Origin of the sequence: Limnohabitans sp. 2KL-1 (assembly GCF_003063435.1) — a bacterium.
GTDB lineage: Bacteria > Pseudomonadota > Gammaproteobacteria > Burkholderiales > Burkholderiaceae_C > Limnohabitans_A.
The window spans coordinates 13757-28463 of sequence record NZ_NESL01000017.1; the positions used below are offsets into that span (position 1 = coordinate 13757).

12 protein-coding genes and 1 pseudogene are annotated in these 14707 nt (G+C 62.1%); 5 read left to right on the forward strand and 8 right to left on the reverse strand.

The window, feature by feature from the left end; all coding sequences use genetic code 11:
• Nucleotides 1–53: 53 nt before the first annotated feature.
• The 3 genes and pseudogenes from B9Z47_RS17870 to B9Z47_RS17880 form a co-directional block, all read right to left on the reverse strand.
• The gene (locus B9Z47_RS17870) at nt 54–1397 is read right to left on the reverse strand and encodes an NAD(P)H-dependent oxidoreductase (protein WP_108332567.1); all 1344 of its coding nucleotides are present in this window, start codon (nt 1395–1397) and stop codon (nt 54–56) included.
• On the reverse strand, nt 1394–2266 hold the full coding sequence (locus B9Z47_RS17875) for a phytanoyl-CoA dioxygenase family protein (protein ID WP_108332568.1): 873 nt from the start codon (nt 2264–2266) through the stop codon (nt 1394–1396). Before B9Z47_RS17875 ends, B9Z47_RS17870 begins: the two co-directional genes overlap by 4 nt.
• Nucleotides 2263–2952 (reverse strand): annotated as a pseudogene (locus B9Z47_RS17880) (GntR family transcriptional regulator). The gene B9Z47_RS17875 and the pseudogene B9Z47_RS17880 overlap by 4 nt, the downstream one beginning before the upstream one ends.
• Before the next feature lie 177 nt (nt 2953–3129).
• Here B9Z47_RS17880 and map point away from each other — a divergent pair.
• Entirely contained in the window at nt 3130–3945 is an 816-nt protein-coding gene (gene map / locus B9Z47_RS17885) for a type I methionyl aminopeptidase (RefSeq protein ID WP_108332569.1), read from the forward strand.
• Nucleotide 3946: 1 nt separating this feature from the next.
• Nucleotides 3947–6586 carry a [protein-PII] uridylyltransferase gene (locus B9Z47_RS17890; protein WP_108332570.1) on the forward strand — a complete coding sequence of 880 codons (2640 nt, stop codon included), beginning with the start codon at nt 3947–3949 and terminating at the stop codon, nt 6584–6586.
• A gap of 33 nt (nt 6587–6619) precedes the next feature.
• Here B9Z47_RS17890 and B9Z47_RS17895 read toward each other — a convergent pair whose 3' ends face one another.
• On the reverse strand, nt 6620–7378 hold the full coding sequence (locus B9Z47_RS17895) for a GntR family transcriptional regulator (RefSeq protein WP_108332571.1): 759 nt from the start codon (nt 7376–7378) through the stop codon (nt 6620–6622).
• A 101-nt stretch (nt 7379–7479) separates the two neighbouring features.
• On the opposite strand from B9Z47_RS17895, the gene B9Z47_RS17900 reads away from it, so the two are divergent.
• Genes B9Z47_RS17900 through B9Z47_RS17910 form a run of 3 tightly spaced genes read left to right on the forward strand, consistent with a single transcriptional unit; the run spans nt 7480 to nt 10185 of the window.
• Nucleotides 7480–8634 (forward strand): LLM class flavin-dependent oxidoreductase, encoded by a 1155-nt coding sequence (locus tag B9Z47_RS17900; RefSeq protein WP_108332572.1) that lies wholly within the window; start codon nt 7480–7482, stop codon nt 8632–8634.
• Nucleotides 8631–9557: an aldo/keto reductase family oxidoreductase gene (locus B9Z47_RS17905; RefSeq protein ID WP_108332573.1), complete on the forward strand. Its 927-nt coding sequence runs from the start codon at nt 8631–8633 to the stop codon at nt 9555–9557. The genes B9Z47_RS17900 and B9Z47_RS17905 overlap by 4 nt, the downstream gene beginning before the upstream one ends.
• 10 nt (nt 9558–9567) lie before the next feature.
• Nucleotides 9568–10185, forward strand: a complete 618-nt coding sequence (locus tag B9Z47_RS17910; protein ID WP_108332574.1) for a flavin reductase family protein — start codon at nt 9568–9570, stop codon at nt 10183–10185.
• 111 nt (nt 10186–10296) lie between these two features.
• Here the strand turns inward: B9Z47_RS17910 and B9Z47_RS17915 are convergent, their stop codons facing one another.
• The 4 genes from B9Z47_RS17915 to B9Z47_RS17930 form a co-directional block, all read right to left on the reverse strand.
• Nucleotides 10297–11103: a carbohydrate ABC transporter permease gene (locus tag B9Z47_RS17915; RefSeq protein ID WP_199226468.1), complete on the reverse strand. Its 807-nt coding sequence runs from the start codon at nt 11101–11103 to the stop codon at nt 10297–10299.
• A 26-nt stretch (nt 11104–11129) separates the two neighbouring features.
• Nucleotides 11130–12008 carry a carbohydrate ABC transporter permease gene (locus B9Z47_RS17920; RefSeq protein WP_108332576.1) on the reverse strand — a complete coding sequence of 293 codons (879 nt, stop codon included), beginning with the start codon at nt 12006–12008 and terminating at the stop codon, nt 11130–11132.
• A gap of 76 nt (nt 12009–12084) precedes the next feature.
• The gene (locus tag B9Z47_RS17925; protein ID WP_108332577.1) at nt 12085–13350 is read right to left on the reverse strand and encodes an ABC transporter substrate-binding protein; all 1266 of its coding nucleotides are present in this window, start codon (nt 13348–13350) and stop codon (nt 12085–12087) included.
• Nucleotides 13351–13444: 94 nt separating this feature from the next.
• On the reverse strand, nt 13445–14521 hold the full coding sequence (locus B9Z47_RS17930) for an ABC transporter ATP-binding protein (RefSeq protein ID WP_108332589.1): 1077 nt from the start codon (nt 14519–14521) through the stop codon (nt 13445–13447).
• Nucleotides 14522–14707: the final 186 nt, after the last annotated feature.

Here is a 14707-nt window from a genome sequence, read left to right on the forward strand (position 1 = left end):
AAGCCGTGCAACTGATGCAGCACGGCTATCTGGGATTCCGACAGATTGAGAGTTCAACCCATCACCGAAGTCGCCTCCATCTCGCGCCGGATTTTGTAGGCGTGGGTGCTGGTGTCCATGGCCACGTCGTCCCAAGTCAGGCTTTGGCCTTTGGCCACGGGGCGCACCACTTTGACACCATGGGCCAGGCCCAGCGGCACGCCGCCCATGCGCTTGGAGGTGGCGGCGGGCAGCAGCTTGCCCCAGACGGTGTAGCCGCCCTCGCCGTCCAGCATGTCGCCGGGTTTCAGGTCGCGTTTGGCGGTGGCCACCACGTCGGCGTTCCAGCCGATGGCCACGCCGGTGGGCTCGTTGCGCAGGGCGACACTGGCCACGCTCACACCCACTTCAAGACCGATCAGGTGCCAGCGTTTGTAGAGCGTGAAGTAGCGGCCCGAGGGGTCGGTGTGGGCGTTGTACTCTTCAAAGCAGTTCTTGATGTAGTCGGTTTCGGCTTCCACCGTGACCCACACGCCCATGCGGATGTCGTAGGGGATTTTTCGGCCGTCTTTTTCCAGGCTGGAAATCACCTCCACCATGCCTTTGCGTTCCAGCATGCCGCCCTCCGAAATCGGCCGGGTCACAAAAGGGATGTCTTCCACGCTGGCCGGCGGGTACAGCAAGCCGTTGCTGGGCACGCCCAAACCGGTGGCATTCGACACTGCGGTGCTCTCGATCGAAGGCTTGGAGCCGTCCAGAAAGCTGTTGAACATTTTGGGGTTCAGGCCCCCGCGATCGGCCTGCTCGGGCGTGAGGCCGTAATAGCCCCACACCGTTTCGGGCGTGGATTCGCTGAAGTGCGGCAACCATTTGTGGCCCCGGCCCGCCGCCACGACCGGAAAGCCGCAGGTGCGTGCCCAGTCCACCAGATCGCAAATGAGCGCAGGCTGGTCACCAAAGGCCAGCGAATACACCACGCCCGCCGTCTGCGCGCGGGTGGCGAGCAAGGGGCCGCAGAAAGCATCGGCCTCCACCGTCACGTTGACCACATGCTTGCGGTTCGCAAAGGCTTCCAGAATGTGGTCCACCGCGTGCAGGGGTGAGCCGGTGCATTCCACGATCACGTCCACCGCCGGGTGTCGCACAAGACTTTGCCAGTCGTCGCCCACATGGGTGGTGCCGTTTTTGACGGCAGCGTCCAAGCTGCTGGCCGTCAGGCGCTCAGCATCCCAGCCCACGCGGGCCAGGTTGGTGCGGGCGTTGTCGGGCGACAAGTCGGCAATGCCCACCAGGTGCACGCCGGGGGTGCGCGGAATTTGCGCCAGATACATGGAGCCGAATTTGCCCGCGCCAATCAGGCCAATGCGGATCGGGCGGTTTTCTGCAGCACGTTGCAGGAGTTTGGCGTGCAGGTTCATGCGGTTTCTTTCAGTTCTTCGAGGGAGGTTTGCAAGGCGCTGTCGGGCATGCCGTTTTTCCAGGGCAGGTCGACCGGGTAGTCTTTCAGCAGGCAATCGTCGGGCAGGCAGCGGATGGGCGTGAAGTCGCGGTGCGCGATGTATTCGGGACGCTTGTGGCGGCGGATGTGGTTGGACACGGCGCACAGGCTCAGGTAGACGCTGACCCGGTTCCAGGGCGAGAGGTTGCTGGTGGAGGCGTGCACCAGGCAGCTGTGAAACAGGATCATGGAGCCCGCCGGGCCGGTGGGGCTGACGATGCCGCCGTCCTTGTCACCGGCACGCTGGACCAGCTGGCGGATCAGGTCGTTGTCGACCGTCCACAGCGGGTAGCTGGTGGTGGAGAGGTCGTGTTTGGCCTCGACCACGCCTTTTTTGTGGCTGCCGGGGATGAACATCAGCGGGCCATTGAAGGGGTTCACGTCGTCCAGAAAAATGGCCACGTTCATGGCCCGCTCGGTGGGCATCAGGTCGTCGTTGAGCCAGGTGCCGTAGTCCTGGTGCCACTGCCACACATCCCCCTCAAACGCCATCTTGCCGTTGATCTTGAACTGGTGCATGTAAAGCGCTTCGCCAAACAGGTCTTCCACCGGTTCGATCATGCGGGGGTGGCGTGCCAGCTTGGCAAAAGGCTCGCTGTACATGTGGGCCGCAAAGTTGGTGCGCACGGCCTCGCTGCCTTTTTCGCGCACGTTGTAGGCTTCGCGGCGGCTGTACAGCTCGGGCACCGCATCGGTCAGGTTTTGGGTTTCTTCCGGCGTGAACAGGCCGGGGAAAAACAAATAACCATCGCTGTCGAATTGCGCCAATTGCTCGGGGGTCAGTCTCATGCTTGTGCTCCTGGTGGGGGAATGAGGGAAAGTTGCTCGGACAATCGGGCCGTCAGTTGCACGCTCGCTTCGTGGGCGTGTTCTTGCACCCGGCGCACGGCCAGATCGACATCGGATGCGGCAATGGCCTGCGCAATGGCTTCGTGTTCGTCCCACACCGTCTGGCGTTGCTAAGACGATTGCAGCACCGCGCCCATGACGCGTTTGAGGTGGTGCCAGTGCAAGTCCACGCTCTGGGCTATCAGGGGGTTGCCCGAGGCATCGTAGATGGCACGGTGAAAAGCCAGGTCGGCCTGGATCATGGCCTGCACATCACGCCCGCTTTCGGCCAGACGCCCTTGGCGCATGACCTGCGGCGACAGACGGGCACCGCGTTCGGCCGCCAGACGCGCCGCCAAGGCGTCCAGACTGCTGCGCACTTGGTAGACCCGGGCGATCCAGGCCACATCGAGTTGGGTGACCTGCACACCCCGGCCGGGTGCGTCTTCGACAAAACCGTCTTTTTTGAGCAAGCGCAGGGCCTGCAAAACCGGCTGGCGCGACACGGCCAGGCGCTGGGCCAGGTCTTCCTGCGTCAATCGCTCACCCGGCGGCAATGTGCCTTCGCTGATCGCGTCCAGCAAACGCGCGTAAACCTGTTCAACCAGGTCAGGACTTGCAGAAAGTTGAATGAGGGAAGGCTTCATGTCTGTATACAGAATACAAAATCCATGGAAAAACGCCCACCCGTGTTTACCCCATGGTCTCGCGTTCGGGACCCAGACCCCAACCGGGCAAAGACGGCTCTGTACGCGCCAAATTCACGCAAGGCTGTTGCCTGCAGAGACAGCGCAAGTGGCGACTCAATGGGATAATCGCGCCCCATGACCATCACCATCAAAAACGCCGACGACATCGCCGGCATGCGCCTGGCCTGCCGCCTGGCCGCCGAAGTTCTGGATTACATTGCGCCCTTCGTCAAGCCCGGCGTCACCACCAACGAGATTGACAAGCTCTGCCACGACTACATGGTCGATGTGCAACAGTGCATTCCCGCTCCGCTGAACTACGCGCCGGGCGGCTACAAACCCTACCCCAAGTCGATCTGCACATCGATCAACCACCAGGTCTGCCACGGCATTCCCAATGACAAGCCGCTGAAAAAAGGCGATTCGCTGAACATCGACATCACCACCATCAAGGATGGCTGGCACGGCGACACCAGCCGCATGTTCCATGTGGGCGAGGCCTCGATCGCGGCCAAGCGCCTGGCCAGCCTGACCCACGACGCCATGTGGAAAGGCATTGAACAGGTCAAGCCCGGTGCCCATTTGGGTGACATCGGTCACGCCATCCAGAAGTTTGCCGAAGGCCACGGCTTTTCGGTGGTGCGCGAGTTTTGCGGCCACGGCATCGGCCGGGGCTTCCACGAAGAACCCCAGGTCTTGCATTACGGCAAGCCCGGCACCTTGGTGGAACTGGTGCCCGGCATGATCTTCACCATCGAGCCCATGATCAACGCCGGTAAACGGGACATCAAGGAGCTGGGCGATGGCTGGACCATCGTGACCAAGGACCACTCCCTGTCGGCGCAGTGGGAACACACGGTGCTGGTCACGGAAACCGGCTACGAAGTGCTCACGATTTCGGCAGGCATGCCGCCTGTGCCCGCCTTCATCCAAGAAAAAATCATGGCCTGACATGAACATACCGGCTCTGCAAACCGATCTGGCTGCGCTGCGCGAGACTTACAAAAGCGACAAAGCCGCCGTTTTGCAGACGCTGGCCAGCAGCGGGGCCGCGGTTCGGAGCCTCAAACAAACCCTCAGGCAGCTGTCCATTCTGGCCGATGGCTTGCTGATCCAGCTGTGGCAAAAGGCCGGCTTTGCGCCCGAACTGAGCTTGGTGGCGGTCGGTGGTTTTGGCCGTGCCGAACTGTTCCCCTGCTCCGATGTGGATGTGCTGGTGTTGTTGCCCGAGGGCCAGTCGCCAGAGAACACGCCGCAGCTGCAAAGCCAACTGGAAAGCTTCATTGGCAGCTGCTGGGACACGGGCCTGGAGATCGGCGCCAGCGTGCGCACGCTTGAGGAATGCCTGGCCGAATCGGCCAAGGACATCACGGTGCAGACCTCCTTGCTCGAATCCCGCCGTGTGACGGGCAATACCCGTTTGTTTGCCGAGTTTCAAAAGCAATACCAGGCGGCCATGGACCCGCAAGCCTTTTTGGTGGCCAAAACCCTGGAAATGCGCCAGCGCCACACCAAGTTTGAAGACACCCCCTACGCGCTGGAGCCCAACTGCAAGGAGTCGCCGGGTGGCTTGCGTGATTTGCAGGTCATCTTGTGGGTGGCCCGAGCGGCGGGCCTGGGCCAAAGCTGGGATGAGTTGGCGCGCAAAGGCTTGGCCACGCCACTGGAGGCACGCCAGATCAAACGCAACGAAGCCTTGCTGGGCCTGATCCGCGCCCGGCTGCACTTGCAGGCCAAACGGCGCGAAGACCGGCTGGTGTTTGACCTGCAAACCAATGTGGCCGAGTCGTTTGGCTTCAGCTCTGACGTGACGCCCGAGGGCCGCCTGGCTTTGCGTGCCAGCGAGAAGCTGATGCGCCAATACTATTGGGCCGCCAAGGCGGTGACCCAGCTCAACCAGATTTTGCTGCTCAACATCGAAGACCGCTTGCAGGCCGAGCGGGGCGAAACGGTCCCAGATTTCCGGCCTTTGAACGAGCGCTTTTTTGAAAAAGCGGGCCTGATCGAAGTGGCCAGCGACGACCTGTACCAAAAGCACCCGCACGCGATCCTGGAGACCTTTTTGCTGTACCAGGCCACGCCGGGGGTCAAAGGCTTGTCGGCCCGCACGCTCAGGGCGCTGTACAACGTGCGGGCCATCATGAACGGACGGTTTCGCACCGATCCCGTCAACCGCATGACCTTCATGCAGATCCTGCAGCAACCCCAGGGCATCACGCACGCCATGCGCTTGATGAACGAGACCTCGGTGCTGGGGCGCTATTTGTGGGTGTTTCGCCGCATCGTGGGCCAGATGCAGCACGACCTGTTCCATGCCTACACGGTGGACCAGCACATCCTGATGGTGCTGCGCAATGTGCGGCGCTTTTTCATGCCCGAGCACACGCACGAATACCCGTTTTGCTCGCAGCTGGCGGCGGGCTGGGACAAGCCCTGGATTTTGTACACGGCGGCGCTCTTTCACGACATCGCCAAAGGCCGTGGCGGCGACCATTCCCAACTCGGCTGCGCAGAGGTGCGCCGTTTTTGCCGCCAACACCAGATCGACAAGGCAGATGCGCAGCTGATCGAATTTTTGGTCAGCGAACACCTGACCATGAGCCGTGTGGCCCAAAAGGAAGACCTGGGCGACCCCGAGGTGATTGGACGTTTTGCCCAGCGCGTGGGCAACGAACGGCACCTCACAGCGCTGTATCTGCTGACGGTGGCCGACATCCGGGGTACCAGCCCCAAAGTGTGGAACGCCTGGAAAGGCAAGCTGCTGGAAGATTTGTACAAAGCCACCCTGCGGGTGTTGGGCGGCCGTGCACCGGATGCCAACGCCGAGGTGGAAGCGCGCAAGCGTGAAGCCCTGATCGAGTTGGCCCGTCAGGCCCAACCCCACGAAGGCCACAAAGCCTTGTGGGACACGCTGGATGTGGGCTATTTCATGCGCCACGATGCTTCGGACATCGCCTGGCATGCGCGGCAACTGTCACGGCATGTGGCTCTGCCCGGCGAAGGCACGCCCCGCCCTATCGTGCGGGCCCGCATCTCGCCCTTGGGTGAAGGCTTGCAGGTGCTGGTCTTCACGCCCGATCAGCCCGACTTGTTTGCCCGCATCTGCGGCCACTTCGACCAGTCTGGCTTCAGCATTCTGGACGCACGCATCCACACCACCCGAACTGGCTGGGCGCTGGACACCTTCCAGATCGTCACATCGATGCTGCCCGAGCACTACCGCGAACTGATGACCATGGTGGAGTCGGGCCTGACCCAAACCCTGGAAAAACAAGGCCCCCTGCCCGCGCCAACGCGCGGCCGGGTGTCGCGGCGGGTCAAAAGCTTTCCCGTGACACCGCGTGTCACGCTGAACCCCGACGACAAGGCCCAGAAATGGCTGCTGAGCATCTCGGCCAGCGACCGCATCGGCCTGCTCTACAGCATCGCCACCGTGCTGGCGCGCCACGGCATCCATTTGCAACTGGCCAAAATCAGCACCTTGGGCGAACGGGTGGAAGACACCTTCTTGATCAGCGGCGCGGCCTTGCAGCACAACAAGGCGCAAATCGAGATCGAAACCGAGCTGCTGCAGGTTTTGCAACCGGTCTGAACACCGGATGCAGTATCTGACTCACTGACTGACTCACTGGCTCAGGCGCGAGGTGTAGCGGCAGACCTGCGGGTCAAACCAGGTTTTGGAAAACTCGGCCAGTTCTTTGGTGGCCGTCCAGGACAGGCGCTCGATGTAACCCGCGCAAGCGCCGGGCACCAGCGCGCAAGGCGGCGCTGCCCAGTCCGGTGCCGGTGCCGCGCTGATCTGGTCTTCCACCCGGGCGATCCAGACCTGCAGCCGCTGCTGGTAAAACAAATACATGGAGTCGCCCAGGGCCTGCGCCGTCAAGTCCGGGCAGCCATCGGCCGCAAACCAGATTTCCTCCAGCGCCACCGGCACTTGGTTGAGGCTGCGCAAACGCCGCACACGCCAACAATCGCCGGCACCCGCAGCGCTGGCCTGCGCTTGCCCGGCCACGGCTTGTCTGGCCACCGCTTGCCTGTCCATCTGCGCGGGCCGGGGCTGGCGCACCACCTCCAGAATCTGCGCCGTCGGCAGGCCCGGGCCGTCACGCAGCTCCAGCCGGAACAGCTCGTAAATCTGTTGTGTGCCCTGCACCTGACGCACATAGGTGCCCGAGCCCTGGATGCGTTCGAGCACGCCCTGCGCTTCGAGCAAGGCCAGCGACTTGCGCAAGGTGCCCACCGCCACCTTCAGGGTGTCGGCCAGTGCGGCTTCGGTGGGCAGGCGTTCACCGCCGTGCCAGTAACCGGCTTTGATCTGGCGGGCCAGCAACTCGGCAATTTGCAGGTAAACAGGCAGGGGCTGGGCGTTGTGGACAGCGTTCATGGCCCGCAGTATGACAAATCAGCCCCGGCCTCCGTACTAACCCTCATCCTGACGCCCCTTAATTCATATACTATTCATTCACTTTTACAACGAGGTGTGGCATGAGCATCGTTCCCGTCAAAGGACAAGACATTCAGGGCGCTGAAGTGGCGTGGTTTGCGCCCCTGTGTTCCGACGATTTCCGTTACCTGGGCGTGCCCGACGGCAGCCTGCGCAGCAGCTGGGCCAACACCAGCCGCATCGTGGAGCGGGCCGATCAGCTCGGTTTTCGCAACATCCTGTGCCCCTCGTCCTACCAAGTCGGCCAGGACACCCTGACCTTTGCCGCTGCCGTGGCCCACAAGACCCAACGCATGAACTTGCTGGCTGCCATCCGCTGTGGCGAGGTGCACCCAGCCATGCTGGCACGCACCGTGGCCACGCTGGACCACATCCTGGAAGGCCGGCTCACGCTCAACGTGATTTCGTCAGACTTCCCCGGGCAGCAAGAAGACAGCGCCTACCGCTACCGCCGCTCTTGGGAGGTGGTGGAGATCCTCAAACAAGCCTGGACACAGGACGAGATCAACTACGACGGTCAGATTTACCAACTCAAGGGTCTGTCCACCGACCCGGTGCGGCCTTATCAAAATGGCGGCCCCCTGCTCTACTTTGGCGGCTACAGCCCCGATGCACTGGCCCTGTGCGGCGCGCACTGCGACACCTATTTGATGTGGCCCGAACCCAAAGACATGCTGGCGCAGCGCATGCGCGATGTGCATGCCCAGGCTGAAAAATACGGTCGACTGCTCGATTACGGCCTGAGGGTGCACATGATCGTGCGCGACACCGAAGCCGAAGCGCGTGAATACGCGGCCGAGCTGGTCTCGCAACTCGACGATGAAAAAGGCCGTGAAATCCGCCAGCGCGCCCTGGATGCCAAGAGCCTGGGGGTGTCGCTGCAAAGCGCCAACCGCGACCGCGCCGACGACGAAGGTTATGTCGAGCCCCATTTGTGGACCGGTGTGGGCCGCGCCCGCAGCGGCTGCGGGGCCGCGCTGGTGGGCAGCGTCGATCAGGTGCTGTCAGAAATTGAGGCTTATCAGAAGATGGGCATCCGGGCCTTCATTTTTTCCGGTTACCCTCACCTGCAGGAATGCGAGATCTTCGGCACCAAAGTGCTGCCGCAGCTCAAAACCGTGTCCCTCGCGCAAGAATATGGCCGCGTTCCGGCCCAAACACCGCCCACACCGCTGGGCACAGGAGTACGCAAATGAGTTCAAACGACATCGGCCGCATCACGCTGCCCAACGGGCGCAGCCTGAGCCGCATGGCCTATGGCGTGTGGCGACTTTCCGAGGCACAAGACAGCTCGGTCAACGCCAACCTGGCCCGCATCGACGCCTGCCTGGCCCAAGGCATCACCACCTTTGACCATGCCGACATTTATGGCAACTACAGCTGCGAAGCCCTGTTTGGCCAGGCCATCAAGGCCCGCCCCGAGCTGAAAGACCGCATCGAGATCGTCACCAAGACCGACATCATGCTGCTGTCTGACCAATGGCCCAGCACCCGCGTGAAGCACTACGACACCAGCGCGGCCCATGTCACAGCCAGTGTGGACCGCTCGCTCAGCCGCATTGGCGTGGACGTGATCGACCTGCTGCTGATCCACCGCCCCGACCCGCTGATGGACGCACAGGCGCTGGGCGCGTGCCTGGACGGCCTGATCGACAGCGGCAAGCTGCGCGGCGTGGGGGTGTCCAACTTCATGCCCTGGGATGTGGATTTGTTGCAGTCGTGCATGAAGCACCCACTGCAAACCAACCAGATTGAACTGAGCCTGCTGAACACCGCCCCCTTCATCAACGGCCAGCTGGCGCATGCCCAGCAACACCGCATGCCGGTGATGGCCTGGTCGCCGCTGGGTGGCGGCCGTCTGCATTCGCAAGCGACCACGCCCGGCACGGCCGCTGCCCGGCTGGCCCCCAAATTGGCCGAACTGGCGCAGGCCGCAGGCACCGACACCACCGCCGTGGCGATGGCCTGGCTGATGCACCACCCGGTGCAGGTGTTGCCTGTGATGGGCACCAACCAGCCCGAGCGCATTGCCCGCTTTGGCGATGCCGCCCAGGTGCCCATGGACCGCCAGACTTGGTACGAACTGTACGAATTGGCCAACGGCCACGAAGTCCCCTGAAACGGCCCTGATGAAAGACACCGTGCGACACCTGCCAGACACCCCCGAAGGCTCGGCCCAGGCCAGCGCAGCCCCCTCTTTGCCCTCGGTTTCAGCACCGACGGCGGCCCCGGCTGCCAACCACAGTGCCGATCACAGCACGGATAACAACGCCGACTACCGCAAAGCGCTGGGCTGCTTTGGCACGGGCGTGACGGTCATCACCGCCCGCCACGACGGCCAGGATGTGGGCATGACCTGCAACTCCTTCAGCTCGGTCTCGCTCAACCCCCGGCTGGTGCTCTGGAGCATCCGCAAGGAAGCCAGCAGCTTGGCCGCCTTCACCGGCGCGGGCGGCTTCATGGTGAATGTGCTGGCGCAAAACCAACAAGCCACCGCCCTGCAATTTGCCCGGGGCAGCATGGCTGAGCGTTTTACGGGTGTGCCTGCACAACGTCAAACCAGTGAGCGCCTGCGCCTGAGCGGCACAGTGGCCTGGTTCGACTGCGACCTGCACCAGCTGGTAGACGCCGGTGACCACCTCATCGTGCTGGGGGCTGTGCGCGACTTTGGCTGGCAAGACGGCCCGGCGCTGGCTTTCAACCGCAGTCAGTTCGGCCAGTTTCAGGCTTTGCCTGTGAACGCCTGAGCGGCTGCGCCTGACCCTGAAAAAGCCCGGACTGCTGATTGCAGTCCGGGCTTTTTGTTGTGGGTTCCGCCGTTCAGGTCAGGGGGCGCAGCGCGGGCCGCCATCTGAGCGTTAGCCTTTGAGCCCACCTTGCGTGAGGCCGCCCACCACCCGTTCCTGAAACAGCGCGATCAGGATGGCCACCGGCACGATGGCCACGATCAGCGCGGCCGAGATGATGGGCCAAGGGAAGGTGAACTCGCCCTGGTACAGCGCGATGCCCACCGGCAAGGTGCGCACCGCCGGGCTGGAGTTGAGCGACAAGGCCAGCAAAAACTCGTCCCAGGCGTTCACAAAAGCCAAAATGCCCGCCGTGAACACACCGGGCGCGGCCAGTGGCACCACCACCAACCACAGCGCCTGCAAGCGGGTGCAGCCGTCGATCATGGCGGCGTTTTCCAGGTCGCGGGGAATGCTCTGGAAAAAGCTCACCAGCACCAGGGTGCAGACCGGCAAGTTGAGCACCACATAAGGCAGGATCAGCGCGATGTAGGTGTTGAGCCAACCCAAAGCGCGCATGGTCTCGAAAATCGGCACCAGCAAGGTCACCAGCGGGAACATGCTCGACGCCACGATGCAGGTCAGGATCAGCTCGCGGCGCTTCAAATTCAGCCGGGCAATGGCATAGGCCGCGCAGGCGGCCACCAACAAAGACAACACCGTGGCCCCGGTGGCCACGAGCAGGCTGTTTTTCAGGTAAGTCAACAGCGGCTGGTCGGTGAAGGCGCGCACATAGTTGTCCAGCATGGGGTTGGCAGGCCACCAGGTGATGGGTTTTTGCACCAGTTCGGCTTCAGTTTTGAGCGAGGTGAACAAGATCCAGACAGCCGGGAAAAAACCATTGAAAACCACCATGGCCGCAGCCACCCAACGCAGCATGGGAGAAGTCCAAAAGCCAGTCGGGTTCATGCGGCGTTCTTTCCAATGTGGCGCAGGTAAAAGCCGGTGACAAACATCGAAATCACGAACATGAACACCGCCAGCGTGGAGCCAAAGCTGATGTCAGAGTAATCGATGGTGTATTTGTGGATCAGCATGGCCAGCGTTTCGGTGGCTTCGCCCGGCCCGCCCCGGGTCATGGTGTAGGGGATGTCGAAGGTCTGCAAAGCGGTGATGGTGCGAAAAATCAGGGCCACGATGATGCTGGGCATCAGCATCGGGATGGTGATTTGCCAAAACTGTTGCCAGCGGCTGGCACCATCGACTTCGGCCGCTTCATAGAGCGATTTGGGGATCATCTGCAGCCCGGCCAGGAGGATCAGCGCCATGAAAGACGAAGTTTTCCAGATGATGGTCAGGCATATCGCGGCAAACGCCCAGCGGGGCTTCAAAAGCCAGCTGGTGGGCTCGGTCTGCCAGCCCAGGCGGCCCAGCACATCGTTCACCACGCCGTATTCGGTGTGGAAAAACCAGGCAAAGATCAGCCCGGCAAACGACAGCGGCAAAGCCCAGGGCAAAAGCAAGGACAGCCTCACCGGCCATTTGCGCTTGAATGGCAAATTGGCCAGCATGGCCAGCGCCAGCCCCGCGATCAAGGCACCGGGCACAGTGATCAGCGTGATGAGCAAGGTGTTTTGGGTGGCGTTCCAGAACAGCGGGTCCTGCAACACATCGGCGTAGTTTTGCAACCCCAAAAATGCACCGCTCTTGTCCACCGCATGCACGCTGTTGTAGACCAGCTTGCCGATCGGATAGACCACGATCAGCAGCAACAGCAAAAACGCCGGGGCCAGCAGCAGCACCGCAAGTGTTTTTTCGCTGGGATCACGCCATTTGGACAACATCGACTTGCAATCTCACTTTTGAAAATACGACCCCGGCCGATAAGCCGGGGTCTGGGGATGGCGGCAAAAACGTTGCTCAGCGCATCAGGCGGCCGACCCGGGCGGCGATCTCGTCCACACCAGCTTCAGGTGTTTTGGTGCGGGCCAAAATCGCGCTGGTGGTGGTGCGGATGATGTCCGACACCTGGCCGTAGTCTTCCACCATGGGGCGGCTTTGGGCACCCAGCACCACGGGCAAGGCGTCCTTGAACCAAGGCACCGCCTTGTTCACAGCGGGGTCGGAATACACGCTCTGGAACACCGGCAGGATCGAGCCTTCGCGGGCGATGAAAGCACTGGCTTCTTTGGAAGACAAGAACTTGATCAAGTTGCCTGCTGCGTCTTTGTTTTTGCCATAGGCGTTCATGGCCCACTGCCAGCCCCCCATGCAGGTGGCCGATTTGCCGCCGGTCATGGCGGGCAGTGGCATCACGCCCACGTTGCCCTTGACCTTGGAATCGGCATCGTCTTTGAAGCGGTCGAAAGCGAAACCCCAGTTGATGGCAAACACCGCCTGACCGGCCTTGAATTCGTTGACGGTGACCGGGGTGGTGACTTCGGCCACGTTTTTCTTGATCACGCCCTGATCGACCATGCTCAGCCAGCTTTGCAGGCCCTTGACGGCTGCGCCCTTGTCCAGCGTCAGCTTGCCTGCAGCGTCGTTGAACTGCTTGCCCTGACCCCAGTAAGGCAGCAAGAAAGTGCAGACCGCGCCTTCGATGGGCGCGCCTTGAATGGACAAGCCCTGCAGATTCGGGCTGTTTTCAGCGGCCATGACCTTTTTGGCCGCAGCCGCCAGCTCGTCCCAGGTTTTGGGCTCGGCCACACCGTGTTTGGTCAGCAGGTCTTTGCGGTAGTACATGAACATCGCATCGCCCTGGCTGGGCATGGCATAGAGCTTGCCGCCGATCACGTTGGCCGACTGGTAGACCGGCAGGTAGTCGTTTTTCAGCACAGCCGGGCCACCCACGTATTTGTCGAGCGGCTCGATCCAGCCCTTGGAGGCGTATTGCGCCGGGTTGACGATGTCGATCAGGAACAGGTCGATGGCCGAGTCCTTGGCATTGAGCACCGTGGACAGGTACTGGCGCTGCAGCTCAGAGGTGGCACCGCCGGTTTCGATCTCGACCTTCACGCCAGGGTTGGCCTTGTTGTACTGCTCGAACAACTTGGCTTGCAGATCGGGGCGCTGGTTGGGGCCCACAAAAACCCGCAGCGTGGTTTGCTGCGCCAAAGCGGCTCCTGTGGCCAGCATGCTGGCGAATGCGACGGCGGCGAGTTGCAAGGCGTGACGTTTCTTCATGGCGGTCTCCTGTGGGGTAAAAAAGGGCAACAAGTGAAAAAGGCAAAGCACTAAGGGAAAGCAATCTCAGGGTTTCAAAACAGCTCAAACCAGGTCACAAGGCCAGGCCGCTGGCCTGATCAAACAGGTGCATGGCAGCCGGGTCCAGGTACAGCGTTTGCGACGTGCCCGGTGCGGCCTTGAAGCTGGCCGGGCAACGGGCCACCAGCTCGGCCTGCCCGAGCTGAAAAGTCACCAGGGTTTCGGCCCCCAGCGGCTCGCTGATCACCACCTGCGCGGGCACGGCCACCTCGCCCGGCATTTGGCGGGGTGCCAGCGCCACATTCTCGGGGCGGATGCCAAACACATGCTTTGACGCCGCAGCCGCACGGGCCGACAAGTCCGCGGGCAACGCGATGGTCACGCCCCCCAGATCGGCATGACCGCCGCTCAGGCGGCATGCCACCAGGTTCATCGGCGGGCTGCCGGTGAACCCCGCCACAAACTGTGCGGCAGGCCGGTTGTAAATCTCGTCGGGCGTGGCGTATTGCATTTTGTGGCCGCCGCTGAGCACCGCAATGCGGTCGGCCAGCGTCATGGCTTCGACCTGGTCATGGGTCACATAAATGATGGTGGCCCCCAGCCGCTGGTGCAGTTTCTTGATCTCGCTGCGCATCTCGTTGCGCAACTGGGCATCGAGGTTGGACAGCGGCTCGTCAAACAAAAACACCTTGGGCTGACGCACGATGGCGCGGCCAATGGCCACCCTCTGGCGCTGGCCGCCCGACAAAGCGGCAGGCTTGCGGTCCAGCATGTGGTCGATGCGCAGCAATTTGGCCGCGTCCATCACCCGCTGGTGGATCTCGGCTTCGGGGGTTTTGCGCAAGCGCAGGCCAAAGGCCATGTTGTCGTACAGGCTCTTGTGCGGGTACAGCGCGTAGTCCTGAAACACCATGGCGATGTCGCGCTGGCGCGGCGGCTGGTCGTTCACACGCTGACCATCGATCAGCACATCGCCACCGCTGATGCTCTCCAGGCCCGCGATCATGCGCAGCAAAGTGGACTTGCCGCAGCCCGAAGGGCCCACAAACACGACGAATTCACCGTGCCGGATCTCCAGATCAATGCCGTGAATGACGTTGTGCTTGCCGTCGTAGCTTTTTTGGACTTGTTGAAGTTGGACGGAGGCCATGCGGGTGGTTTTCATAAAAATCGCCGGACAAGCTCCGGCGATGTGAATGAATCATAAAGGACTCGGGCCATAAATGTTCTTGGGGTTATCGCGAACACGCACGATGAATCCAACAGCCGGGCAGCCTCTGCGGGTCAGCGAAAAGCCTGAAAAACACCGCCGTTGCCAGCCCGGTAGCGTTGCCCA